We start from the raw sequence: 23,237 nt of genomic DNA on the forward strand, positions 1-23,237 counted from the left end.
TCCAGCGCCCCTGCACGACTTCCGGCGCGAGTGATGGTACCGCCGAACGGCCCAGCGATGAGTTCCCGACATGCGTCGCGAGCTGCGCAAATGTGATCTTCCGTGCGGCGATCGTGCGGCGGAGGGGTGACGGATCGCACCATCGGCGGGGCTAGCGGTGGTCACCGCCGAGTGATCGTGGCAGCCGGGGGTGATCTCCGTTTAGGGCTCGATCGGGTTAGAGAGCGTCCGGCGGGACCCACACGGAGTGATCTTCGACCGGTTGGTGGTTCGGCGGTGGGATCGCACCGCCTGCGAGTGCTGCCACGCGGTTTCCGCCGCCGCGCTTGGCCTGGTACATCGCGGCGTCCGCGCGGGCCAGTACCTGCGCTGCCGATTCCTGCGGTCGCATTGCGACGACGCCGATCGACAGCGTCACCCCGTGGATCTCCTCGGCGGGCAACTGGTCGACCGCCTCGACCGTGCGCTGCAGCGCGGCTTCTGCGGCGCCGAGCGTCGCGCCCGGCAGCAGCACGACGAACTCGTCACCGCCGTAGCGCGCGACGAAGTCGTCGGTGCGCAACGTGTCGCGCAAGGTCACCGCGACGATGCGCAGCACGTCGTCGCCTTCGGCGTGCGAGCAGCGGTCGTTGACGCCCTTGAAGCCGTCGAGGTCGACCAGCGCCACTGCCAGCGGGGCGGCGTCGGGCTCGGTGAGCAGGGTTTCCAGGCGGTCGTCCAGGGCTCGCCGGTTGGACAGGCCGGTCAGCGGGTCCTGCAGGGCCTGCCGGGTGATCGCGTCGTGCTTGTGGTTCAGCCGCGAGTTCTCCAGCCTGGTGACCAAAGTGGACAGCCGCGCCTGACGCATGGTCCACAGCTCGGTCTCCAGCTCCAGCGCGTACTCGCGCAGCGCATCGTGCACGTCGACGCTGTCCAGGTCGGTCAGCTGCGCGTACTCGCGGGCCAGCGAGATGCGCAGCGTCGGCTCCGAGGTGTCCGAGTCCAGCTCGGCCCTGGTCTCCGAGAGCACCTGCACCGCGCGCTCGCCCTGATCGGCTTGGGTCAGGCAGCGGGACAGCGCGATCGCCACGATGATCTTCTCGCGCGGGTGGATCGCGCGGTCGAGATCACGCAGTACTTCCAGGCGCTCGATGTGCTCGGCGTGCGGCTTCGCGAGCGCGTGCGCGGCGCCGAGCACCGGCATCTGCTCAGAGGCCGGGCGATCGGACACGCGGGGGAACAGCGACTCGCGCCACGGTCCTTCGACCGCCACCGCGATGGCCGACGCGGTGGCGAAGCGGCCGGTGGCTTCGCTCTGCTGCCCTATGCGCTCCAGCCGCAGTCCCCAGCCGAGCAGCATCCGGCACCGGTTGATCATGTGCACCGCGATCTCGTGCGGCCCGCCGCTCTCGCGAATCCGCTGGTGAGCGCGGGTCATCACCTCGTCGGCCATCTCGTAGACGCCGAGCTGGGTGAGCACCAGACCGATGTCGATCAGCGCGGTCGCCAGCAGTCGCTCCCACGACCGGCGGCCCAGCGTGCGGTCGGGCACCAGTTCCTCGTCGAGCATCGCCAGTCCGTAGGCGATCTCGGTCAGCGCGATGTCCTCGCTACCGCCCAGCAGCGCGCGGCGACCGCGCAGAGCACGGGCATCGGCCTGCAGCACGGCGAGGCCGTGTCGGCGGGTGTGCAGGAGCAGCTCGTCGAGCAGCGGATCGGCGCTGGCCACCAGACCGGGCGAGGCCATCCGCATCGATGCGCAGTGCCGGAGGAGTTGGGCGACGATCCGGGGCTCGCCGCGGCGCTGGGCCTCGGTGAGCAGGTTGTCCGCCTCGCGGATCGTGCTGCGCTGGCCGGCCGGGTCGCTGTGCTGGCCGACTGCGTTGAGTTCGCGAGCGCGTCCCACCAACCACGCGTCGGACACCTCGCTCAGCGTGGTCATCGGGTGATCGCGCACGGTGGTCGTGTCGTCGCGCAGCGGCGCGCACCCCCTGTTCACCCTGCCTCCCGGATGAAGCGCGTCGCCGCGCGCCGCGCCGGATCCGGGAGGATCGCTCGCTCCGCCGCCAGGATTCGAACCTGGACCATCGGAACCAAAATCCGAGGTGCTGCCTTTACACCACGGCGGATCGGGCGTTGTCGCCCCTCGGTACCGGCTTGTGACGCCCGGCACCGCTGCCCGAGCCTACCGGCCCGGGGCGACAGGCGGTGTTGCCCGGCCGACATCGTGACACGAGGGCTGGAGCGGGATGGCGTCGGGCTTGCCGAGCGGCGGGGTTCGGGGCGCGCTTGCACGTAGATGAGACGTGATGAAGCGCCTCCGGGTTGCGTAGTTGATCAGTCTGTTCGGGCGAACATGGGCGAACCGGACACGCCCGAACGCGTGCGACACGCCGCAAATTTGCCGCCCGGGGGTGACGATTCGGCATCGAATAACTTACGCTAGCGTAGGTTACGGTCCCGTAGGGTGGAGGTGTTGCGGGACCGTAATGCGCGGCGCCGATCGCTGTTTTCCCACCTCCCCGACGCCATTCGAGGTATTGAGCATGACCGCAGCAACAGAGGGTGTTGCTCCTCCGAAGGCCGAATCCGGGCCCAAGCCGCTGACCACGGGGCCCCAGTCCGCTGGGCGTTCGTCCCTCGTGTACGCGTTCCTCCTGATTCCGATGGCTGCGCTGATCGCTTCGATCCCAGTGCTCTGGGGATGGGGTGTGGGGCCGGTGGACATCGGCCTGGCCGTGGCCTTCTGGATGATCAGCGGCCTCGGGGTCACGGTCGGCTTCCACCGGTACTTCACGCACGGGGCCTTCAAGGCCAACCGCGGCGTGAAGATCGCCTTGGCCATCGCCGGGATGATGGCGGTCCAGGGCCCGGTCATCACCTGGGTCGCCGACCACCGAAGGCACCACGCCTTCTCCGACCGCGAGGGCGACCCGCACTCGCCCTGGCTGTTCGGCACCTCCGCGGTGGCGTTGACCAAGGGCTTCTGGCACTCCCACATGGGCTGGATGTTCAGCCGGGAGATGACCAACGAGGACCGGTTCGCCCCCGACCTCCTCAAGGACCGCGAGCTCGTCGCGCTGAACCGGTTGTTCCCGCTGTGGACGGCCCTCAGCCTCCTGCTGCCCGGCGTGCTCGGCGGCCTGATCACCTGGTCCTGGTGGGGTGCGCTCACCGCGTTCTTCTGGGCCGGGCTGGTGCGCGTGTCGTTCCTGCACCACATCACCTGGTCGGTGAACTCGATCTGCCACATGATCGGCGAGCGCCCGTTCAAGAGCCGGGACAAGGCGTCCAACTTCTGGCCGCTGGCGATCCTGTCCTTCGGCGAGTCCTGGCACAACTCCCACCACGCCGACCCGACCTGCGCCCGGCACGGCGTGCTGCGCGGCCAGCTGGACATCTCGGCGCGGGTGATCTGGTTCTTCGAGAAGGTCGGCTGGGCCTGGAAGGTCCGCTGGCCCAACGAGAAGCGCCTCGCGCGGATCGCGGTCACCGAGTACAAGGGCTGATGGTTCGAGTCCTGGAGTGCCCGTGCGGCGGTTGCCGTGCGGGCACTCGTCACGCGGGTCGGCACACGGGTGTCGGTTCTGCCGCCTAGGGTGGTGCGAGTGGTTTCACGGCGACGCGGGCGCAGCACGTCCGAATCGGGAGCGCAGACTTCGGGGCGCACCGCACGAGTCCGGATGACGGGGAAGGAACGTCGGCAGCAGCTGCTCGACGTGGCCCGGGCGTTGTTCGCGGAGAAGGGCTTCGACGGCACCTCCATCGAGGAGATCGCGCACCGCGCCGGGGTGTCCAAGCCCGTGGTGTACGAGCATTTCGGCGGGAAGGAAGGCGTGTACGCGGTCGTGGTGGACCGCGAGATGCGCAACCTGCTGGACCTGGTCGTCTCCGCGCTGTCGGCGGGGCACCCGCGGGACCTGCTGGAGCAGGCGGCGCGGGCACTGCTGGACTACATCGACAACAACACCGCCGGTTTCCGCGTGCTGGTCCGGGATTCGCCGGTGGCCAGCAACAGCGGCACCTTCTCCAGCCTGCTCAACGACATCGCCAGCCAGGTCGAGCACATCCTCGCGCTGCAGTTCAGCGCCCGCGGCTACGACGCGAAGCTGGCCCCGCTCTACAGCCAGGCGCTGGTGGGCATGGTCGCGCTGACCGGCCAGTGGTGGCTGGAGGCGCACAAGCCGAAGAAGGAAGAGGTGGCCGCGCACCTGGTCAACCTCGCCTGGAACGGCCTGTCCCACCTCGAGCACAAGCCCAAGCTCTCCACGAAGTGATCGCCTCGTCGCGGCCCGGTTCGGGCGTCGGTGGTGTGCAGTTTCAATTGAAACTGTAAAACCCACCCACGGTGAATCACAGTTTCAATTGAAACTGTGATTCACGTTCCGTGCGGCGTGTGGTGGGGTTGGCGGTCAGCTGGTGGTGATTCGGAGGAGTTCGTCGTCCTCGCCGTTGGACGTTGAGAGGTAGAGGGCTCCGTCGGGGCCTTGGTGGGCTGCTCGGAGGCGACCGAAGGTTTCGTTCAGCTCTGGTGGGATCACCACTTCGCGGACTGCGCCGTCGAGGGTGGTGCGGAGCAGGAGGAGCTTGCTGCCGCGGAGGGTGGCCACCGCCAGCACGCCGTTGAGGTGTCCCCACTGCGGGCCGGTCAGGAACGTCGCGCCGCTCGGGGCCAGGCGCTCGTCGCCGGAGGACCACACCGCCTTGATCGCGTCCGGGAAGCGGTGGAGGTCAGTCATCGGCACCGATTCGTCGTAGGTGCTGGTGGTGCCACCTTGCAACGGGTCCCAGCCGTAGTTGCCGCCAGGCCGCAGCAGGTTGACCTCGTCGTCGTAGGCCGGGCCGTGCTCGGTGGTGAACACCTTCCCGTCGGGACGCAGTGCGATGCCCTGCACGTTGCGGTGCCCGAACGTGTAGATCAGCCGTTCGCGCGGGTCGGGCGAGTTGATGAACGGGTTGTCCGGCAGCGGCGCACCGGTGTCGATGTTCATCCGCAGCACCTTGCCGCCCAGCGACGTGCGGTCCTGCGGCACAGCGGGGCGGGCGGAGTCGCCGGTGCCCACCAGCAGTGCGCCGTCCGGGGCGAGCGCGAGGCGGCAGCCGGAGTGCCGACCGCTGGGGTTCACCGGGATCCCGGTGAGCAGGTCGCCGACGCGGTTCGCGCGCGAGCCGTCCTCGGAGAGCCGCCAGGTGACCACCCGGACGTCCACCGGCTTGCCGCCGACCTGGTGGGTCTGGCAGGTGATGAAGCGCCGGTCGGCCGCGAAGTCCGGATGCACCAGCAGCCCCAGCAGGCCGCCTTCGCCCTTCACCAGCAGGTCGCCGAAGTCGGCTTGGACCGGGTGCACCAGGGCACCGGGGCGGTGGTCGGCGAGCAGTGCCAGTCGGCCGGGGCGTTGGCTGACCAGGGCCGTGCCGTCCGGCAGGAAGCCGATGTCCCATGGATCCTGCAGGCCGTCGGCGATCACCTCGACGCGCAGCTGCGCGCCGGGTTCCGGTGGTGCGGTGGCGGCCGGGGCCGGGCGGCTCGCGCTGTTCCCGCCACAGCCCGCGAGCGCGAGGAGCAGGACCAGCGCGACGAATCGGCACACGAGCACGGGGTCAGTGTGACACCGGACACCAAGCCGCGGTGGATGCGTCGTGCGTCGGGCCGTCGTGTTGGTGTCGGGGCCGAGTCGTAGTCTGGAACTCCTCGCCCCGTCCGGCGTGGCATTCGTCCCGGGCAGGGGTGTGTCCGCATTTCGCGATCTCTGCTGCGAGGTAGCTCCATGAGCCAGGCCGGTCCCCTGCGCGGACTGCTCCAATTCGTGCTGCGCGATCCCGCTTTCCAGCAGGTCGTCGGGGCAGCGGGCCGACCACGCCTGGTGCTGGAGGGCCCGGTCGCGGCGCGCTCGCTGGCCGCCGCGTCGCTGGCCGCCGAGGACGGCGCCGCGCGCCCAGTGCTGCTGGTCACCGCCACCGGCCGGGAGGCCGAAGAAGCCGCCGCCGCAGTCTCCGACCTGCTCGGGTCCAGCGGTGTCGCGGTGTTCCCGTCGTGGGAAACCCTGCCGCACGAACGACTTTCCCCGCGCGCGGACACCGTCGGCCGCCGGCTGGCCGTGCTGCGCCGCCTCGCGCACCCCGAAGAGCACGCGGCCGGTCCGATCCAAGTCCTGGTGACCACCGTGCGCAGCCTGATCCAGCCGATCGCGCCGGGCCTGGGAGAGCTGCGCCCGGTGCGGCTGTCGGTCGGCGTCGAGCACGATTTCGAGGACCTGGTGGCGCATCTGGCCGCGCTGGCCTACGACCGGGTCGACATGGTGGAGAAGCGCGGCGAGTTCGCGGTGCGCGGCGGCATCGTCGACGTGTTCCCGCCGACCGAGGAGCACCCGCTGCGGGTGGAGTTCTGGGGCGACGAGGTCACCGAGATCCGCCCGTTCGCGGTCTCCGACCAGCGCTCGCTGCCGGACGCGAAGGACACCGAGCTGTTCGCCCCGGCCTGCCGGGAGCTGCTGATCAACGACCAGGTCGCGGAGCGGGCCGGCAAGCTCGCCGAGCAGCACCAGGCCGACACCCACCTCGCCGAGATGCTCGGCAAGATCGCTGGCGGCGCCCCGGTGGAGGGTATGGAGGCCCTGATCCCGGCGCTGTGCGAAGGCGAGATGCAGCTGCTGACGGATCTGCTGCCGACCGGTGCGCACGTGCTGCTGGCCGATCCGGAGAAGATCCACGCCCGAGCCGCGGACCTCGTGCGCACCGGTCAGGAGTTCCTCGAGGCGTCCTGGATGGTCGCCGCGGACGGCGGCAAGGCGCCGATCGACCTGGGCGCGTCGGCCTACCGCAGCCTGGCCGAGGTCGCCGAGCACACCGTGTCCATCGGCCTGCCCTGGTGGCCGCTGACGCAGCTGACCAGCGAAGAAGGCGAGGACGATGACGAGGTCATCCGCCTGGTCCTCAAGCAGGTCGACGCCTACCGCGGCGAGATCGAGCGGGCCTTCGCCGACCTGCGCGCGCACACCACATCGGGCGGAGCGGCGCTGCTGGTGGTGGCCGGTGCGGGCACCGCGCAGCGAGCGGTGCAGCAGCTGCGCGAGGCCGAACTGCCCGCGCGGCTGGCCGAGGACGGGCTGGCCGACGAGCCCGAGGCCGGAGTCGTCACGGTGGTGCGCGGCGGTCTCGAGGACGGCTTCGCCGCTCCCGGCATCTCGCTGGTGGTGCTCACCGAAGCGGACCTGACCGGCGGTCGCGGCGGAACGTCCACCCGGGACATGCGGCGGATGCCGTCGCGACGGCGCAACGCGGTCGACCCGCTGGCGCTCAAGACCGGTGACTTCGTGGTGCACGAGCAGCACGGCATCGGCAAGTACGTGGAGATGGTGCAGCGCACCGTCGGCGGTGCTACCCGCGAGTACCTGGTGCTGGAGTACGCGTCGAGCAAGCGCGGGCAGCCCGGCGACCGGCTGTTCGTGCCGACCGACCAGCTCGACGAGGTCAGCCGCTACGTCGGCGGCGAGACCCCGACGCTGAACAAGCTCGGCGGCTCGGACTGGAAGAACACCAAGGCCAAGGCCCGCAAGGCGGTCAAGGAGATCGCCGCGGAGCTGGTGCAGCTCTACGCCGCCCGCCAGTCCTCGCCGGGGCACGCTTTCGGCGCGGACACCCCGTGGCAGCGGGAGCTGGAGGACGCCTTTCCCTACACCGAGACCGGCGACCAGCTGGCCGCCATCGACGAGGTCAAGGCGGACATGCAGCGCGCGGTCCCGATGGACCGGGTGATCTGCGGTGACGTCGGCTACGGCAAGACCGAGATCGCGGTGCGCGCGGCGTTCAAGGCGGTGCAGGACGGCAAGCAGGTCGCCGTGCTGGTGCCGACCACGCTGCTCGCCCAGCAGCACCTGAACACCTTCGCCGACCGGATGCGCTCGTTCCCGGTGAACGTCAAGGGCCTGTCCCGGTTCACCGACCCGATGGAGTCCGAGCAGACCACCAAGGGCCTGGCCGACGGCGAGGTCGACATCGTGATCGGCACGCACCGGCTGCTGCAGACCGGCATCCGCTACAAGGACCTGGGCCTGGTGATCGTCGACGAGGAGCAGCGCTTCGGCGTCGAGCACAAGGAGCACATCAAGGCCCTGCGCACCCACGTGGACGTGCTGACCATGTCCGCGACGCCGATCCCGCGAACGCTGGAGATGAGCATGGCGGGCATCCGCGAGATGTCGACCATCCTCACCCCGCCCGAGGAGCGGCACCCGATCCTGACCTACGTCGGCGCCTACGACCAGAAGCAGGTCGGCGCCGCGATCCGCCGCGAACTGCTGCGCGACGGCCAGGTGTTCTTCGTGCACAACCGGGTGCACGACATCGAGAAGGTCGCGCGGCAGCTGCGCGAGCTGGTGCCGGAGGCGCGGATCGTCACCGCGCACGGGCAGATGAACGAGGAGCGGCTGGAGAAGATCATCCAGGGCTTCTGGGAGCGCGAGCACGACGTGCTGGTGTGCACCACGATCGTCGAGACTGGCCTGGACATCTCCAACGCCAACACGCTGATCGTGGACCGCTCCGACCTGCTCGGCCTCGCCCAGCTGCACCAGCTGCGCGGTCGCGTTGGACGCGCGCGGGAGCGGGGTTACGCCTACTTCCTGTACCCGCCGGAGAAGCCGCTGACCGACACCGCGCACGACCGCCTGGCGACCATCGCGCAGAACTCCGAGCTGGGCGCGGGCATGGCGGTGGCCATGAAGGACCTGGAGATCCGCGGCGCGGGCAACATCCTCGGTGCCGAGCAGTCCGGGCACATCGCGGGCGTGGGCTTCGACCTGTACGTGCGGCTGGTCGGCGAGGCCGTGGAGAATTACAGAGCTGCCTTCTCGAAAGACTCCCGAGCTGAGCCCGGCGAGGTGGAGGAGGAGCTCACCGAGGTCCGGGTGGACCTGCCGATCGACGCGCACATCCCGCACGACTACGTGCCGGGGGAGCGGCTGCGCCTGGAGGCCTACCGCAAGCTCGCCGCGGCGGTCGACGAGGACGCGCTGGACGCGGTGCGCGCCGAGCTGGTCGACCGGTACGGGCCGCTGCCCGAGCCGGTGGAGCGGCTGCTGAAGGTGGCGCGGTTCCGGCAGCTCTGCCGGGAGCAGGGCGTCCGCGAGGTGACGCTGCAGGGCACGTCGCTGCGGTTGGCGCCGCTGGAACTGCCGGACTCCAAGCAGGTGCGGCTCAAGCGCCTGTACCCGAAGGCGGTCTACAAGCCGGCGGTCCGCACGGTCTCGGTCCCGCGCCCGACGGAAGGCGCGGCCGGTGGCCGCATGGGCGCCCCACCGCTCCGTGACGACGCCCTCCTGGAGTGGTGCGCGAAGTTCCTCGTGGACCTGACCACAGCCCCAGCTCCAGTCGCCTGATCGAGCAGCGGCGGGGTCGTCCCAAATTTCCCTAAATTTGGAATCCCGTCTCCTCGTGCGGCGGAGCTCGAGTGCTTCGTGCCTGGTGGTGGGGGCTCTTGAGTTGCCGCGGGGTTCTGGTGGCGTGACCGTTGATCCTGCTCCACGTCTGTCAGGAGGAGGCGCTGGTCATGGGTGGTAAGTCCGCTGGACCGGACAACGCTCGCTCGGGAATTCCGCAGTCCCCGGAAGCCTTCACCGCGAGCCGCACCGATGCGCTGGTCTTCGGGATCACCGCGATCATCACGTTGGTCTTCGTCGGGTGGGGCGTGGCCTCCACCGAGTCGCTAGCCGTGGTGTCCAGTTCGCTGCTGTCCTGGCTGGTCACCAACATCGGCTGGGCCTTCGTGCTCGCCTCCACCGGGTTCGTGGTGTTCGCGCTGTGGCTGGCGTTCAGCCGCTACGGCGCGATCCCGCTCGGCCAGGACGACGAGCAGCCGGAGTTCCGCACGGTGTCGTGGGTCGCGATGATGTTCAGCGCGGGCATGGGCATCGGGCTGATGTTCTTCGGCGTCGCCGAGCCGCTGGCGCACTTCGTCGAGCCGCCGCCGGGCACCGTGGCGCCGCTCAGCGACGCGGCAGTGGAGACGGCGATGGCCACCTCGCTGTTCCACTGGACGCTGCACCCGTGGTCGATCTATGCCGTGGTCGGCCTGTCCATCGCCTACTGCAGCTTCCGCCGCGGCCGGAAGCAGCTGATCAGCGCTGTGTTCACGCCGTTGATCGGCAAGCGCGGCGCCGAGGGACCGATCGGCAAGCTGATCGACATCCTCGCCCTGTTCGCGACGCTGTTCGGGTCGGCCGCCTCGCTTGGGTTGGGCACGCTGCAGATCCGCAGCGGTATGCAGGCGGCTGGCTGGATCGGCGCGGTCGGCAACACCGTGCTGGTGCTGATCATCGTGGTGTTGACGATCTGCTTCATCGCTTCGGCGGTGTCGGGCGTGGCCAAGGGCATCCAGTGGCTGTCCAACATCAACATGGTGCTGGCCGCTCTGCTGGCGATCTTCATCTTCGTGGTCGGCCCGACGGTCTTCATCCTCGACTTGCTGCCCACTTCGGTCGGCGTCTACCTGCGCGACTTCGGGTCGATGGCCTCGCGATCCGGTGCCACCGGCGGCGCGGCGATGAACAACTGGCTGTCCAGCTGGACGATCTTCTACTGGGCCTGGTGGATCTCCTGGACGCCGTTCGTCGGCATGTTCATCGCCCGAATCAGCCGCGGCCGCACCATCCGCCAGTTCGTCGGCGGCGTGATCCTGGTGCCGAGCGTGGTGAGCCTCGTGTGGTTCGCGATCTTCGGCGGTAGCTCGATCGCCGTGCAGCAGAGCGGAGTGGACGTCTACCGCAGCGGTGGCGAGGAAGCCCAGACGTTCCGGGTGCTGGAGACGTTGCCACTGGCGTCGATCACCACGGTGCTGGTCATAACCCTGGTGGCGATCTTCTTCGTCTCCGGCGCGGACGCGGCCTCGGTGGTCATGGGCACCCTGTCCCAGCGCGGTTCCATCGAGCCGCAGCGCTGGATCGTCGTGTTCTGGGGTGCCGCAACGGGTGCGGTGGCCGCGATCATGCTCATCGCCGGCGGCGAGAACGCCCTCAGCGGCATCCAAAACCTGACGTTCCTGGCCTCAGCCCCGTTCGCGGTGGTGATGATCCTGCTCTGCGTCGCGTTGATGAAGGACCTCCGCGAGGACCCGATGATGCAACGCGGTCTGAAGGGCGCTCAAGTACTGGAGCAAGCGGTCATAGCCGGAACCGAACGCCACGGCGGCGAATTCCAACTGGAGGTCGGTCCGGTCGAAGAGGAACCCGAACCCTGAGCGAAGGACACCTTCCCACCCGTCGCCCGACCGCCACCCCCAAGGAGGCGCTTCGCGCCACGGTGTTGAACGGGGCGAAGGTGCCCTTCGCCGGGGTCAGTCCTCGACGGTGATGGCCCCGGACGGGCACATCGCGGCCGCCTGGTGGACGGCTTCGGAGAGGTCCTCGCGTGGCGTGGCGTCGAGGAGGACGACGATTCCGTCCTCGTCCCGCTGGTCGAAGACCTCCTCAACGGTCAGGACGCATTGGCCGGCGCCGATGCACTTGTCCTGGTCGACTGTCACCTTCATGTCGTTCTCCTCGAGTTGGGGTTTCACCAGGTCACCGGGAGTTCCGAGACTCCTCCGGTGATGGTGGACCGCACTGGCAGCTCGTCGGCGTCCTTGGCCAGGCGCAGGCCGGGCAGGCGGCGGGCGAGGGTGGCGAAGACGATCCGCAGCTCGGTGCGGGCGAGGCTGGCGCCGATGCAGAAGTGCGCGCCGTGCCCGAAGCCGAGGTGGGTGCGCTCGGCGCGATCGGGGTCGAAGGTCTCGGCGTCGGCGTAAGCGGACTGGTCGCGGTTGGCGGAGTTGATCGACAGGATCACCGCGTCCCCGGTGCGGATCGTGGTGCCGCTGACCTCGACATCGGTGTGCGCGTAGCGCAGCAGTCCGAGGTCGCCGGGCGCGCCCAGCCGCATGATCTCCTCGACGGTGGCATCGACCCGGCCGTCGGGGTCGGCGGTCAGCGCGTCCCACTGCTCGGGGCGGGTCATCAGGAACAGCACGCCCAGGCCGATGCGGTTGACCGTGGTCTCGTGCCCGGCGAAGAGCAGCCCGACGCAGAGCCGGACCATCTCGGCGTAGTCGAACGTCTCGTCGGCGCTCTGGGCGCGCACGAGGTCGGAGATCACGTCTTCGCCCAGCTGCCCGCGCTTGGTCTCGGCGAGCCCGGCCATGTAGCGGCTGAACTCCTCGCGCGCCTGGTGCGCCTCGCCGCCGTCGGACGGACTGGCCATGCGCTCCGACAGCGCGTGGAAGTACTCGCGGTCGTTCTCGGGCACGCCGAGCAGCTGGCAGATGACTGCGACCGGCAGCGGGAAGGCCAGCCCGGTGTGCAGGTCGACGACGTCCGAGGTCTCGCGCTCGGCGATCAGCTGGTCGACGTAGCCGTTGACGAGGTCCTGGACGTGCTGGGAGAGCATCCGCATCCGCTTGGCGGAGAACGCCGGGGTGAGCAGTCGGCGCATCCGCTTGTGATCGGCTTCTTCGGATTCGTAGCTGCCCGAAGGGCCGTCCTGCACAGCGGCCGTAGTGATGCGCGAGGCGCGTTCGGGTTCGGGGTGGGAGCGCCCGAGCCGCTTGTCGCCGAGCAGGTCGCGGACCTCGTCGTAGCGCGTGACCAGCCATGCCGGGTCGCCTGCAGGGGTGGTGACCGGGGCGACCGGTGCTTCGCGGCGCAGCACCTCGTACAGCGGGGCGAGGTCGAGCACGTTCGGCCTGTCGAAGGGCAGCTGCGGGCGTTCGGCAGCAATGCTCATGGGTCTCCTCCAACTTATTTATTGGCGCTCGCTGTCAATAATGTTTGGGTCGGTTAAGGTGTGTCAACGTCTGTCCGCCGATGGAGGTGCCGATGGTCGAGCGGACTGCCCGCCGCGGACGCCCACCGGTGAGCGAGGAGCAGCGCCAGCGGCAGCGGCTCGAGATCTCCCGCCATGCGGTTCGGCTGTTCCGCGAGCAGGGTGTGGCGGCGACGTCGGGCGAGCAGATCGCGAAGGCCGCGGGGGTTTCCGAGCGCACGCTGTGGCGCTACTTCCGCAGCAAGGAGAGCTGCGTCGAACCGCTGCTGACCAAGACGATCGAGGCCTTCCAGCGAGTCCTGCGCAGCTGGCCGCCCGAGCTGGGACTGGCCGAGCACCTGCGTGCGGCCTACACGCTCGTGCCCGAGGAGTCCTGGTCCGAGATCGAAGCGGTCCTGGCGGTCATCCGCATGACCCACGACGAACCGGCGTTGCGCGCGGCCTACCTCGTGCTGCGGGAGCGCGCTGAGCCGACGTTCGTCGAGGTTCTCGCCGCGCGCCAGGGAGTTCCGAGTGACGCGCTCGAGGTCCGTATGCAGGCGGCGGCCGTGAGCGCGGCGCTGCGCGAGGCGACCGACGAGCTCGTGATGATCACGGCTGAGGGTGTTGATGCGGAAGTCCTGAACGAGCACCGCGAACGGCTCGCCGACGCGCTTCACTTCATCGCGCGCCCACCGGGAGCGTCCACAGAGGACGTCTGAGCTCCGGATCATCGCGGCTGGAAATGTGCTGAAGATCAGTTCTGCTCGGGTTGGAACCTCGTGCGCTGCGGATCGTCTGAACGGGAAAGCCCCCGTACGCGAAAGGTGCGACCGAGATGTCTTTGCGCAGCAAGCTGATCCTGGCAGTCGGCACGATGGCGGTGTCCGCACTGGCGGTGACCGGGTGCTCGGCTGGCGCGCAGCCGGTGTCCCCGGAGTCCGCGACGGCCCCGCAGCAGGTGCAGTCGTTGCAGTCCGGGGCTGCCGGGACTTCCTCGCTGGCGAGCAGCTTCGAGGCGCCGGTTTCCACCGACAAGCCGGGCATGCGCGCGGGCGTGCACGGCAACGAAGAGCGCGTGGTGTTCGACTTCAGCGGCCTGTCGGACGTCAACGGCATCAAGGTGATGAACCACGAGCTCAACGAGAAGTCCCCGGTCTGGGGTGGTTCCGGCGAACCGGTCGAGGGCATGACCGGCACGAAGTTCCTGCACATCTACGTCGAGGTGGCGGACCCGGAGCGCCGCACGGCGAGCCCGGAGACCTTCGACCAGCCGCTGGCCAAGAGCGCGGTGGTGAACGACAACTCCCACGGCACCGGCGAACTCACGATCGGCCTGTCCGAGGGTGTGGACTACGAAGTCCTGGTCGAGGGCGAGAAGGTCATCGTCAACATGTCCGCCGGCCCCCTCGGCCGCTGACCCGAAGGCCCGTGAGTCTTTTGGGCTCCTATGGCGACCCAACGGACTCACGGGCCACGACCTGCGGAACCAGTCCGACCGACGCATCAAGATCAGCCGATGGGACTCCGGAAACCACCTTCACCGGACGTTGATCTCGTGAGAAGGTGCGGGGTGTGAGCTTCCGCACGCGCCACGGGCGCCTTCTCGCTTCGATCGCCGCGGCCGGATTTCTGCTCGCCGGTTGTGGTTCCGGGCCCAGCCAGGTCGGTGCCGCCGCGATCGTCGGGGACACCCGCATCCCCGTCTCCGATGTGCAGTCCTGGTTCAACGAGCTGCTCGAGCGGCAGCCGGACATCAAGTCGCAGCTGAAGCAGCAGGGCTCGCTCGACGACCTCGGTCGACAGCTGGCTTCGCAGCTGGTGCGGCAGGAGCTGGCCGAGAAGGCCGCGCGCGACGAGCGGCTGAACGTCACCGATCAGCAGGTCGCGGAGCGCGTCGGCCAGCTGGGCGGCCCGCAGGAAGCCGACGAGATGGTCCGCACCCAGATGCTGACCGCGGAGCTGGGGCGCAAGTACATCGACCAGTTGTCGGTCACCTTCGACCTGACCCAGGCGAGCAATCGCAGGCAGGCCGAGCAGAAGGCCCGGCGCATGGCGCTCGGCCCGCAGCAGGCCGCAGATCTGGTCGCCCAGGACAAGGCGGCCGGGCTGCTGACCGCGACCGATCAGAAGCTGCGCCCGGCGGAGAGCCTGAAGCTGGCGGCCAACACGCCGCTCTTCGGCGCCGAGCCGGGCACCGTGCTGGCCTTCGAGCAGTCGCCGAACAGCGGTCAGTGGCTGGTCGTTCGGGTCAAGGACCGGCAGGTCGATCCGAAGGCTCCGGCGCAGCTGGCCAACGGCGTGGGCGACGATGTGCTGCAGCAGTTCGGGACGTTCCTGCTCGGGGCGACGGCCGACCGCACCGGGGTGCAGCTCAGCCCGCGGTACGGGGTGTGGGACCCGGTGAACCTGACGGCGGCGCCGAACGAGGGCGAGACCACCGGTTTCCGCTTCCCCGCGCAGGCCCAGCAGACCTGACGAGAGCACTGATCATTGCAGGGGCAACCGCTTTCGCGCGTCTGGTCTACGGATGGTGACCAACGACTCGGGGGAAGTGGTCACGTGCCCTTCGCGGACTTGGGACAATCGCCGTATGAACGAGGTTCGGATGGCCGAAGGTTCGGCGGTGGTCGTGGTCGACGACCGGCTCGGTGAGGTCGTGCCCGCCGCGGCTGTACCGCTGCTGCGCAACGCCGCCGTCTACGCCGAGCCCGGCCTCGCGCCCGCTGCGCGGGAGGCGCTCGCCGCGCCGGAACCGCCCGCGGACCTGCTGGCGCAGGCCGCTCGCGAGCCCGTCGTGCTGTTCGTCGGCGACCTCGGCTGCGTCGACGCCGAAGCACTGCGCTCCGCTGGCGCCCGCGTGATCGGCGCGCCCGCTCCTACCGGGGTGGAGCTGCTGGACGCCGTGACCGTGATGGACCGGCTGCGCTCACCGGGCGGATGCCCGTGGGACGCCGATCAGGACCACGACACGCTGCGCAAATACCTCGTCGAGGAGGCCTACGAGCTGCTCGACGCCATCGCCGATGGCGATCGGGAGGCGCTGCGCGAAGAGCTCGGCGACGTGCTGCTGCAGGTGCTGTTCCACGCGCGGGTGGCTGCCGAGGACGTGGCCGATCCGTTCGACATCGACGCCGTCGCCGCCGGTCTGGTCAGCAAGCTCGTGTCGCGGCATCCGAACGTGTTCGCCGATGACCCGGACGTGCTGGACGCCGAGTCGCAGCACGCCCGCTGGGAAGAGCTCAAGCAGCAGGAGAAGCAGCGCGAGTCCATTGTGGACGGCGTGGCGCTGGGGCAGCCCGCGGTGGCGCTCGCCGCGAAGCTGGTGCAGCGCGCCAACCGCGCCGGGATTCCGGCGGAGGCGCTGCCGCGAGACGAATCCGTCGGAGAGGCGCTGTTCGACATCGCGGCGCGGGCTCGGCTCGCCGGTGCTGACCCGGAGGACGAGCTGCGCGCGGTGGCCGTGGCCTTCGCCGAGCGGATCCGCGAAGCCGAGCGGCGAGCCCGGGAATCCGGGCGGGAGCCGTCGGAGCTCACGACTGACGAGTGGCGCGAGTTGATGTCGGATTTGTCTGCCCCAGTCGCCATGCGCTCCGAGTCGTGACGCACACTGACCGCGGGCGCTTCGGCTGACGAACGCGAAAGTTAGGCAATATCCCCAGGTGGGCGGTGCGCTGGGTTCGACGCCCCGAAGTGTTCTGGTGTGCGAGGGAGGATCTTTGGTGCCGCGTCGGCTCTGGCTGTTGTTGTGCCCTGCGCTCACCCTGGTCGCGTCGTGCGCGACCCCCGCGCCCCCGCAGGTGGCCGAGGTGCCCTTCTCGCCGCCTCCGGCGACTGCCCCGCCGGACCGCGGCATCGACCCTCCCGAAGTGCAGCTGCTCCAACCGGGCGGCCCGCCGCTGCCCCCGTCGCAACGACCGCAAAGCCAGCTCGCGAACTGGTCCGAGTCGATGGCCGACGAGCTCAACATCCCGCGCGCCGCTCTGCAGGCCTACGGCTACGCGCAGCGCTTCATCGAGGACAGCATCCCCGGCTGCGGGATCAGCTGGACGCTGCTGGCCGGGATCGGCTCGGTCGAATCCAGCCACGGCCGGCACGGTGGGGCACGGCTCGACGAGACCGGCCGTCCCAGCACGCCGATCATCGGGCTGCCGCTGGACGGCAGCGACGGCGTCAAGAGGATCCCGGACACCGACGGCGGCGCGCTCGACGGCGACCGGGAGTGGGACCGGGCGGTCGGCCCGCTGCAGTTCATCCCGACCACCTGGAACGACTGGAAGGTAGACGCTGACGGCGACGGAGTGGCCGACCCGCAGGACATCGACGACGCAGCCCTCGCCGCGGGCCGCTACCTCTGCAGCGCGGGCGGCGACCTGACCAACGTCGACGGCTTCTGGAAGGCGCTGCTGACCTACAACCAGAGCCGCGACTACGGCCAGGAAGTCCTGGACTGGGCCGACTACTACGGCAGGTCCAGCCACCAGATCCCCGCCGTCGCCAGCGGCCGGTAGCCGCAGTTTCAATTGAAACTGCAATTTCCAGCCACGGCGGATCACAGTTTCAATTGAAACTGTAAGTCTCAGCGCGTGGACCATCCGCCGGGCGGAGGCTGGAAACCCGGGCCTACTGCCGAGTAGCCTGTCCCGGTGATCAGGAACACTTCCGGCGTCGTCGCCGCACTCGGGCGGTTGGCCACCGCGTTCGGGGTGCTGGCCGCGATGGTCGTCGGAGTCGGTCTGATCAACGTCCTCGGCGCGCCGTCGTCGGCACCGTGGGCGGGACCACCGGTGGAGCGAGAACCCGAGCCCGCGCCGGTGGAACCGGGCTCGACCGCGCCCCCGGTGGAAGAACCGCTGCCGCAGTCCATCCCCGGCGTCGACCCAGGTCAGCTCGAACCGGGTGCGGACCCGGTGCGCAAGTGGGCGGACGAGGTTGCGGCCGTCGTGGACATCCCGGCGCGCGCGATCGTCTCCTACGTCAACGCGGACCTGGCGATGCGCCAGCACCAGCCCGATTGCCGGATCTCCTGGGCGACGCTCGCCGGCATCGGACGGATCGAGTCCAACCACGGCCGCTTCGCCGGGCGGATCCTGCGCGAGGACGGCCGACCGTCCAGTCCGATCATCGGGGTGCCGCTCAACGGCGGGCCCGGCGTCCGCGATATCCCGGACACCGACGGCGGCTTGCTCGACGGCGACGTGGTGCACGACCGGGCGGTCGGGCCGATGCAGTTCATCCCGGGGACCTGGCGGAAGTGGGCCACCGACGGCAACGGCGACGGCATCGGCGACCCGCAGAACCTGGACGACGTCGCGGTGTCGGCAGCCCGGTACCTCTGCGCCAACGGTCGCGACATGACGACCGGAACGGGCTGGTGGGCAGGCGTGATGAGCTACAACAACTCGGTCGAGTACGCCCAGAAGGTCTTCGCCCTCGCCGAAACCTATGCAGAAGCCGGCAACCGCCGCCGCTGAGCTGGTCAGAGGCCTTTGGTGGCGATGTGGGCGTTGATCTCGCCGAGGGCTTCCTGGTAGGCGGGGTCCGGGTACATCATCGCGGCCAGCCTGATCTGGGCTCGGGCTTCGTGGAGACGGCCCTGGCGTTGCAGGGTTCGGCCCAGGACCAGCCGGGCGTAGTGGTCGGACGGGTCGAAGTCCAGGACCCGGAGGAACGCCCGTTCCGCGCGGCGCAGTTGGGCGGAGAAGTAGTACGCGCGGCCCAGCAGCAGCTGGACGCTGGGCTTGTCGGGGTCGACGTCGAGCACCGGTTCGAGGACGCGCAGGGCCTCGAGCGGGCGGCGTTGGCCGAGCAGCTCCTCTGCTCGGCGGAACGCTTCGACAGTGCCTTCGGTCGTCATGGCGGCGACAACGTTACGTGCCGAGCCGGTGTTCCGAGACGTCCGTCCGGATGGTCTTGGGCGTCGAATCCAGGCCTCCCGGCACGAATTTCGGCCGAACGGCGGGTTGCCGGACGGGGGCGAATCGGACGGCTCGATCGCGAGGCGTGCGAGTCTCCGGCGGCCGTGCTACCGGCCCGGTTAGGCTCGTAGGCGGTCGTCGGGCGTTCGGCCGGTTCGCCGCGCGCGGGAACGCCGCGGCGGTCCGCTTCGTCCATAGTTCAAAGGCTGGTTAGGAGCACACGTGGCGATCATCGAGCAGGTCGGTGCCCGCGAGATCCTGGACTCCCGCGGTAACCCCACCGTCGAGGTCGAGGTGGCATTGGAGGACGGCACGCTCAGCCGCGCAGCGGTCCCGTCGGGCGCTTCGACCGGTGAGCACGAGGCCGTCGAGCTGCGCGACGGCGACGCCGGTCGCTACGGCGGCAAGGGCGTGGAGAACGCGGTCGCCCTGGTGCTGGACGAGATCGGGCCGGAACTGGTCGGGTTGGACGCCACCGAGCAGCGCGTCGTCGACCAGAAGCTGGTCGACCTGGACGGCACGCCGGACAAGTCCCGGCTGGGTGCCAACGCGATCCTGGGCGTCTCGCTGGCGGTGGCCAAGGCCGCCGCGGAGACCTCCGGACTGGAGCTGTTCCGCTACGTCGGCGGGCCGAACGCGCACGTGCTGCCGGTGCCGATGATGAACATCCTCAACGGTGGCGCGCACGCCGACACCGGCGTCGACGTCCAGGAGTTCATGATCGCGCCGATCGGTGCGGACACCTTCTCGGAGGCGCTGCGCTGGGGCGCGGAGACCTACCACGCGCTGAAGTCGGTGCTCAAGGCCAAGGGCCTGGCCACCGGCCTGGGCGACGAGGGCGGTTTCGCCCCCGACCTGCCGAACAACCGCGAGGCGCTGGACCTGATCGCCTCCGCGGTGGAGAAGGCCGGTTACAAGCTGGGCCGCGACATCGTGCTGGCGCTCGACGTCGCCGCCACCGAGTTCTACTCCGACGGCGCCTACAACTTCGAGGGTGCCAAGCGCACCGCGGACCAGATGGCGGCGTATTACCAGGAGCTCATCGGCGCCTACCCGCTGGTCTCCATCGAGGACCCGCTGTCCGAGGACGACTGGGACGGCTGGACCAGCCTGACCGAGCAGGTCGGCGACCGGGTTCAGCTGGTCGGCGACGACCTGTTCGTGACCAACCCGGAGCGCCTGGACGAGGGCATCTCGCGGGGCGCGGCGAACGCGCTGCTGGTCAAGGTCAACCAGATCGGCACTCTGTCGGAGACCCTGGACGCGGTCGCCCTGGCCACCTCCTGCGGCTACAAGAGCATGATGAGCCACCGCTCCGGCGAGACCGAGGACACCACGATCGCCGACCTGGCGGTGGCCACCGGCTGCGGCCAGATCAAGACCGGTGCCCCCGCCCGCAGCGAGCGGGTCGCCAAGTACAACCAGCTGCTGCGCATCGAGGAAGCCCTCGGCGAGGCAGCCCGGTACGCCGGCGAGCTGGCCTTCCCGCGGTTCACCCCGGAGAGCTGAGCCATGCCGGTCGGGCGCGCATCGGATCCGCGAAGGCGCAGCCAGGGGGAGACCCCGGCTCAGCGCCGGGCCGAGCGCGCCCGCCGCAATGCCAGCCGGGGCAAGAGCACCGGTAAGCGGCCGGGGCGGCAGACGTCGTCCCGGCCGCGCTCCCGGCCCGGCACCGGGGGTGCTTTCAAGCTCTCCTCGACGCGTCGGGCGGCGGGTCTGGCCATGCTGTTCTGCATGATGGCGCTGAGCGTTTCGGTGCCGCTGCGCACGTACATGAGCCAGCACGCCGACCTGAGCGCGCAGGAGCAGCAGATCGCTGAACTGCAGCAGCAGGTCAGCGATCTGGAGAAGCGCAAGGAAGAGCTCTCCGACCCGGCCCAGCTGGAGGCCGAGGCGCGGGCCAGGCTCGGATACGTCCGGCCCGGCGAGACGCCCTACATCGTGGAGGCGCCCATCTCGCCGGCTCTGCCACCGCCTCCCGCGGAATCCGCCGACAGCGGACTGTCGTGGTACGAAGAGCTCTGGAATTCTGTTGTGGGGAAGGGATTTTGACGTTGAACTCGGGTGCGCCGGTGATCAGCGACGCCGACCGGGAGTGCATCCGGCGACAGCTGGGGCGTCCGCCGCGCGGACTGCACGCCATCGCGGCGCGCGACACTGCGGGTGAGCCGACCGTGGTGCAGACCTGGCCGCGGCTGGAGGACGGCACCCCCTTCCCGACGCTGTACTACTTGACCGCTCCGCAGCTCACCGCGCACGCCTCGACCTTCGAGGCCGAAGGCCTGATGCGCGAGATGCAGGACCGCCTGGCCACCGACGCGGACCTGGCGGAGCAGTACAGCCGGGCCCACGACTCCTACCTGGCGGAGCGCAACGCGCTGGAGTCCCTGGGCACCGAGGTCAGCGCGGGCGGCATGCCGGACCGCGTGAAGTGCCTCCACGTGCACATCGCCCACGCCCTGGCCAAGGGCCCCGGCGTGAACCCCTTCGGCGACGAGGCGGTCGACCTCATCGCCGAACGCTGGCCCGAACACCGCTACTTGCTCAACCGCTGACCTCCCGGCCCAGCGGCCTCACCGTCCTACTCGGATCCCGACTCCGACGGTGCGCTGTGCGCGGTGGAATTTACAGTTTCAATTGAAACTGTAAATCCCAGCCACGGCGGATCACAGTTTCAATTGAAACTGTGGTCTTCGGCGGGCCTCAGCGGGTTGGGGCGACTCGGTCCACGAGGGTTCTCGGGTTGGGGATCGGGGTTGCGCCGAAGGTCCGGGTTGTTGGGCCTAGGCGGGTTGTTGCGAAGGACTCCGCGACGTGGGTTGGTGCGTGGCGGAGGAGGAGCGAGGCTTGGAGCGTGAGGGCCAGGAGCTCTGCCAGGGCTCGGGCTCGTTCTGGAGCTGGGGTGTCCAGTTCGGTCCGGAGGCGCTGCAGGGCCGCGTCGTAGTGGGAGTTCGCGCCGGACGCCGCGTTCAGCTCCGCCTCGAGAGCGTCCCTTGTGGACGGTTGTTTCGTCAGGGCGCGGATGAGGTCCAGGGCCGTCACGTTGCCCGAGCCTTCCCAGATCGACATCAGCGGCGCTTCGCGGTAGAGGCGGGGCATACCGGATTCCTCGACGTATCCGTTGCCGCCCAGGCATTCCAGCGCTTCCGCGACCACTGAGGGCGCGCGCTTGCAGACGTAGAACTTCGCCGCGGGCAGCGCCAGGCGCAGCAGGTCGTGCTCGCCCTGCTCCACCGCCGCGGCCAGGCGCATCGCCAGCGTCGTCGCCGCTTCGGACTCCAGCGCCAGGTCGGCCAGCACGTTCTGCATCAGCGGGAGGTCCACCAGGCGCTCGCCGAAGGCGCTGCGGTGCTGGACGTGGTGGGCCGCTTCGGACAGCGCGATGCGGATGTTGGCCGCCGAGCCCAGCACGCAGTCCAGCCTGGTCATCGACACCATCTCGATGATGCAGCGGACGCCGCGGCCCTCCTCGCCGATCAGGTGGCCGATCGCGCCGGTGTACTCGATCTCCGACGAGGCGTTGGACTTGTTGCCCAGCTTGTCCTTCAGCCGCTGCAACCGGATCCCGTTGCGGCTGCCGTCCGGCAGCACCCGAGGCACCAGGAAGCAGCTCAACCCGCCCGGAGTCTGCGCCAAGGTCAGGAACACGTCGTTCATCGGCGCCGAGGTGAACCACTTGTGCCCGACGAGCCGGTAGGTGCCGTCGGCGAGCCGTTCGGCGGTCGTGGTGTTGGCGCGCACGTCCGAGCCGCCCTGCTTCTCGGTCATCGACATGCCCGCCAGCAGCGCCGACTTCTCCGCGGGCGGCCGCAATCCGAACTCGTAGCCCGTCGCGGCGAGCTTCGGCACGTACTCGGCGGCCAGCTCGGGGTTGTAGCGCAGCGCGGGCACCGCCGAGTAGGTCATCGAGATCGGACAGCTGTGCCCGGGCTCGACCTGCGACCACAGGTAGAAACCGGCCGCGCGGCGCAGGTGCGCGCCGGGTCCCTGCGTCCACGGCGCGGCGTGCAGCCCGTGCGCGACGGCGCGCGACATCAGCCAGTGCCAGGACGGGTGGAACTCGACCTCGTCGATCCGGTTCCCGTAGCGGTCGTGGGTGCGCAGCTGCGGAGGGTGTTCGTTGGCGAGCCGACCGTGCTCCCGCGCCTCCTCCGAACCGGCCTCCCTGGCCAGCCCGGTGAGGTCGCCGACGGCGTAGCGGGTCAGCGCCGAGCCCAGCGCGGGATCGCAGGCCAACGGGTCGAATCCGGACAGCGGTGGTGGCTGGTTCTCCACCTGGTGAGTGCCGAGCGCGGCCGGCTCGTGGATGAGCGTCATGTTCGGAGAGTAGGCAGATCCGGTCCGGTCGGCGGGAAATCGGCGGATCGCACCGCCCAGTCGGAGCAGTCGGAACAGTGCCGACCCCTCGCCCGACCACCACCCCCGAGGTGGCGCTTCGCGCCGCTGTCACTGGTCGAGCCGCGGCCGAACGGACGGGTGACGTCCTGGCCCGCCATCCGGCGATCGTCCACCTGGTGGTGTATCCAGGAGGCCATCCGAATTTCGGGGTGAACGGTCCAGGTCGGGGGA

At 69.7% G+C, this 23,237-nt stretch carries 19 protein-coding genes and 1 tRNA gene; 13 read left to right on the forward strand and 7 right to left on the reverse strand.

From position 1 onward, the window contains the following. Positions 1–217: 217 nt before the first annotated feature. Positions 218–1,921 (reverse strand): diguanylate cyclase, encoded by a 1,704-nt coding sequence (locus ACWCO2_RS03090; protein WP_450126241.1) that lies wholly within the window; start codon positions 1,919–1,921, stop codon positions 218–220. Between the two features lie 116 nt (positions 1,922–2,037). Then, positions 2,038–2,108 (reverse strand) — tRNA-Gln (locus ACWCO2_RS03095). A gap of 417 nt (positions 2,109–2,525) precedes the next feature. Here ACWCO2_RS03095 and ACWCO2_RS03100 point away from each other — a divergent pair. Continuing rightward, positions 2,526–3,488: an acyl-CoA desaturase gene (locus tag ACWCO2_RS03100; protein WP_450126037.1), complete on the forward strand. Its 963-nt coding sequence runs from the start codon at positions 2,526–2,528 to the stop codon at positions 3,486–3,488. Between the two features lie 174 nt (positions 3,489–3,662). Then, positions 3,663–4,256 carry a TetR family transcriptional regulator gene (locus tag ACWCO2_RS03105; protein WP_450126038.1) on the forward strand — a complete coding sequence of 198 codons (594 nt, stop codon included), beginning with the start codon at positions 3,663–3,665 and terminating at the stop codon, positions 4,254–4,256. 135 nt (positions 4,257–4,391) lie between these two features. Here ACWCO2_RS03105 and ACWCO2_RS03110 read toward each other — a convergent pair whose 3' ends face one another. Continuing rightward, entirely contained in the window at positions 4,392–5,570 is a 1,179-nt protein-coding gene (locus ACWCO2_RS03110; protein WP_450126242.1) for a PQQ-dependent sugar dehydrogenase, read from the reverse strand. 177 nt (positions 5,571–5,747) lie between these two features. On the opposite strand from ACWCO2_RS03110, the gene mfd reads away from it, so the two are divergent. Further along, the gene (gene mfd, locus ACWCO2_RS03115) at positions 5,748–9,356 is read left to right on the forward strand and encodes a transcription-repair coupling factor (RefSeq protein WP_450126039.1); all 3,609 of its coding nucleotides are present in this window, start codon (positions 5,748–5,750) and stop codon (positions 9,354–9,356) included. 170 nt (positions 9,357–9,526) lie between these two features. Beyond that, positions 9,527–11,212: a BCCT family transporter gene (locus tag ACWCO2_RS03120; protein WP_450126040.1), complete on the forward strand. Its 1,686-nt coding sequence runs from the start codon at positions 9,527–9,529 to the stop codon at positions 11,210–11,212. Positions 11,213–11,308: 96 nt separating this feature from the next. Here the strand turns inward: ACWCO2_RS03120 and ACWCO2_RS03125 are convergent, their stop codons facing one another. Next, the gene (locus tag ACWCO2_RS03125) at positions 11,309–11,503 is read right to left on the reverse strand and encodes a ferredoxin (RefSeq protein ID WP_450126041.1); all 195 of its coding nucleotides are present in this window, start codon (positions 11,501–11,503) and stop codon (positions 11,309–11,311) included. A 23-nt stretch (positions 11,504–11,526) separates the two neighbouring features. After that, on the reverse strand, positions 11,527–12,732 hold the full coding sequence (locus tag ACWCO2_RS03130; RefSeq protein ID WP_450126042.1) for a cytochrome P450: 1,206 nt from the start codon (positions 12,730–12,732) through the stop codon (positions 11,527–11,529). Positions 12,733–12,824: 92 nt separating this feature from the next. Here ACWCO2_RS03130 and ACWCO2_RS03135 point away from each other — a divergent pair, with 92 nt between their 5' ends. From ACWCO2_RS03135 to ACWCO2_RS03160, 6 genes are all read left to right on the forward strand, one after another. Then, positions 12,825–13,472: a TetR/AcrR family transcriptional regulator gene (locus ACWCO2_RS03135; protein ID WP_450126043.1), complete on the forward strand. Its 648-nt coding sequence runs from the start codon at positions 12,825–12,827 to the stop codon at positions 13,470–13,472. A 116-nt stretch (positions 13,473–13,588) separates the two neighbouring features. After that, positions 13,589–14,170, forward strand: coding sequence for an AMIN-like domain-containing (lipo)protein (locus tag ACWCO2_RS03140; protein WP_450126044.1), 582 nt, complete (start codon positions 13,589–13,591; stop codon positions 14,168–14,170). A 155-nt stretch (positions 14,171–14,325) separates the two neighbouring features. Further along, the gene (locus ACWCO2_RS03145) at positions 14,326–15,228 is read left to right on the forward strand and encodes a SurA N-terminal domain-containing protein (RefSeq protein ID WP_450126045.1); all 903 of its coding nucleotides are present in this window, start codon (positions 14,326–14,328) and stop codon (positions 15,226–15,228) included. Positions 15,229–15,343: 115 nt separating this feature from the next. Beyond that, positions 15,344–16,354 carry a MazG family protein gene (locus ACWCO2_RS03150; protein ID WP_450126046.1) on the forward strand — a complete coding sequence of 337 codons (1,011 nt, stop codon included), beginning with the start codon at positions 15,344–15,346 and terminating at the stop codon, positions 16,352–16,354. Between the two features lie 118 nt (positions 16,355–16,472). Beyond that, positions 16,473–17,261 (forward strand): lytic transglycosylase domain-containing protein, encoded by a 789-nt coding sequence (locus ACWCO2_RS03155; RefSeq protein WP_450126047.1) that lies wholly within the window; start codon positions 16,473–16,475, stop codon positions 17,259–17,261. 135 nt (positions 17,262–17,396) lie between these two features. Further along, entirely contained in the window at positions 17,397–18,224 is an 828-nt protein-coding gene (locus ACWCO2_RS03160; RefSeq protein WP_450126048.1) for a lytic murein transglycosylase, read from the forward strand. Between the two features lie 5 nt (positions 18,225–18,229). On the opposite strand, the gene ACWCO2_RS03165 is transcribed toward ACWCO2_RS03160, so the two are convergent. After that, positions 18,230–18,607, reverse strand: a complete 378-nt coding sequence (locus ACWCO2_RS03165; RefSeq protein WP_450126049.1) for a tetratricopeptide repeat protein — start codon at positions 18,605–18,607, stop codon at positions 18,230–18,232. Between the two features lie 283 nt (positions 18,608–18,890). Here ACWCO2_RS03165 and eno point away from each other — a divergent pair, with 283 nt between their 5' ends. The 3 genes from eno to ACWCO2_RS03180 are packed head-to-tail and all read left to right on the forward strand — an operon-like array spanning position 18,891 to position 21,223. Continuing rightward, entirely contained in the window at positions 18,891–20,177 is a 1,287-nt protein-coding gene (gene eno, locus ACWCO2_RS03170; RefSeq protein WP_450126050.1) for a phosphopyruvate hydratase, read from the forward strand. 3 nt (positions 20,178–20,180) lie between these two features. Next, positions 20,181–20,720, forward strand: coding sequence for an FtsB family cell division protein (locus ACWCO2_RS03175; RefSeq protein WP_450126051.1), 540 nt, complete (start codon positions 20,181–20,183; stop codon positions 20,718–20,720). A gap of 2 nt (positions 20,721–20,722) precedes the next feature. Further along, positions 20,723–21,223 carry a DUF501 domain-containing protein gene (locus ACWCO2_RS03180; RefSeq protein WP_450126243.1) on the forward strand — a complete coding sequence of 167 codons (501 nt, stop codon included), beginning with the start codon at positions 20,723–20,725 and terminating at the stop codon, positions 21,221–21,223. 148 nt (positions 21,224–21,371) lie between these two features. On the opposite strand, the gene ACWCO2_RS03185 is transcribed toward ACWCO2_RS03180, so the two are convergent. Further along, entirely contained in the window at positions 21,372–22,985 is a 1,614-nt protein-coding gene (locus tag ACWCO2_RS03185; protein ID WP_450126052.1) for an acyl-CoA dehydrogenase family protein, read from the reverse strand. Positions 22,986–23,237 lie beyond the last annotated feature (252 nt).

Source organism: Saccharopolyspora sp. NPDC002376 (assembly GCF_053593195.1).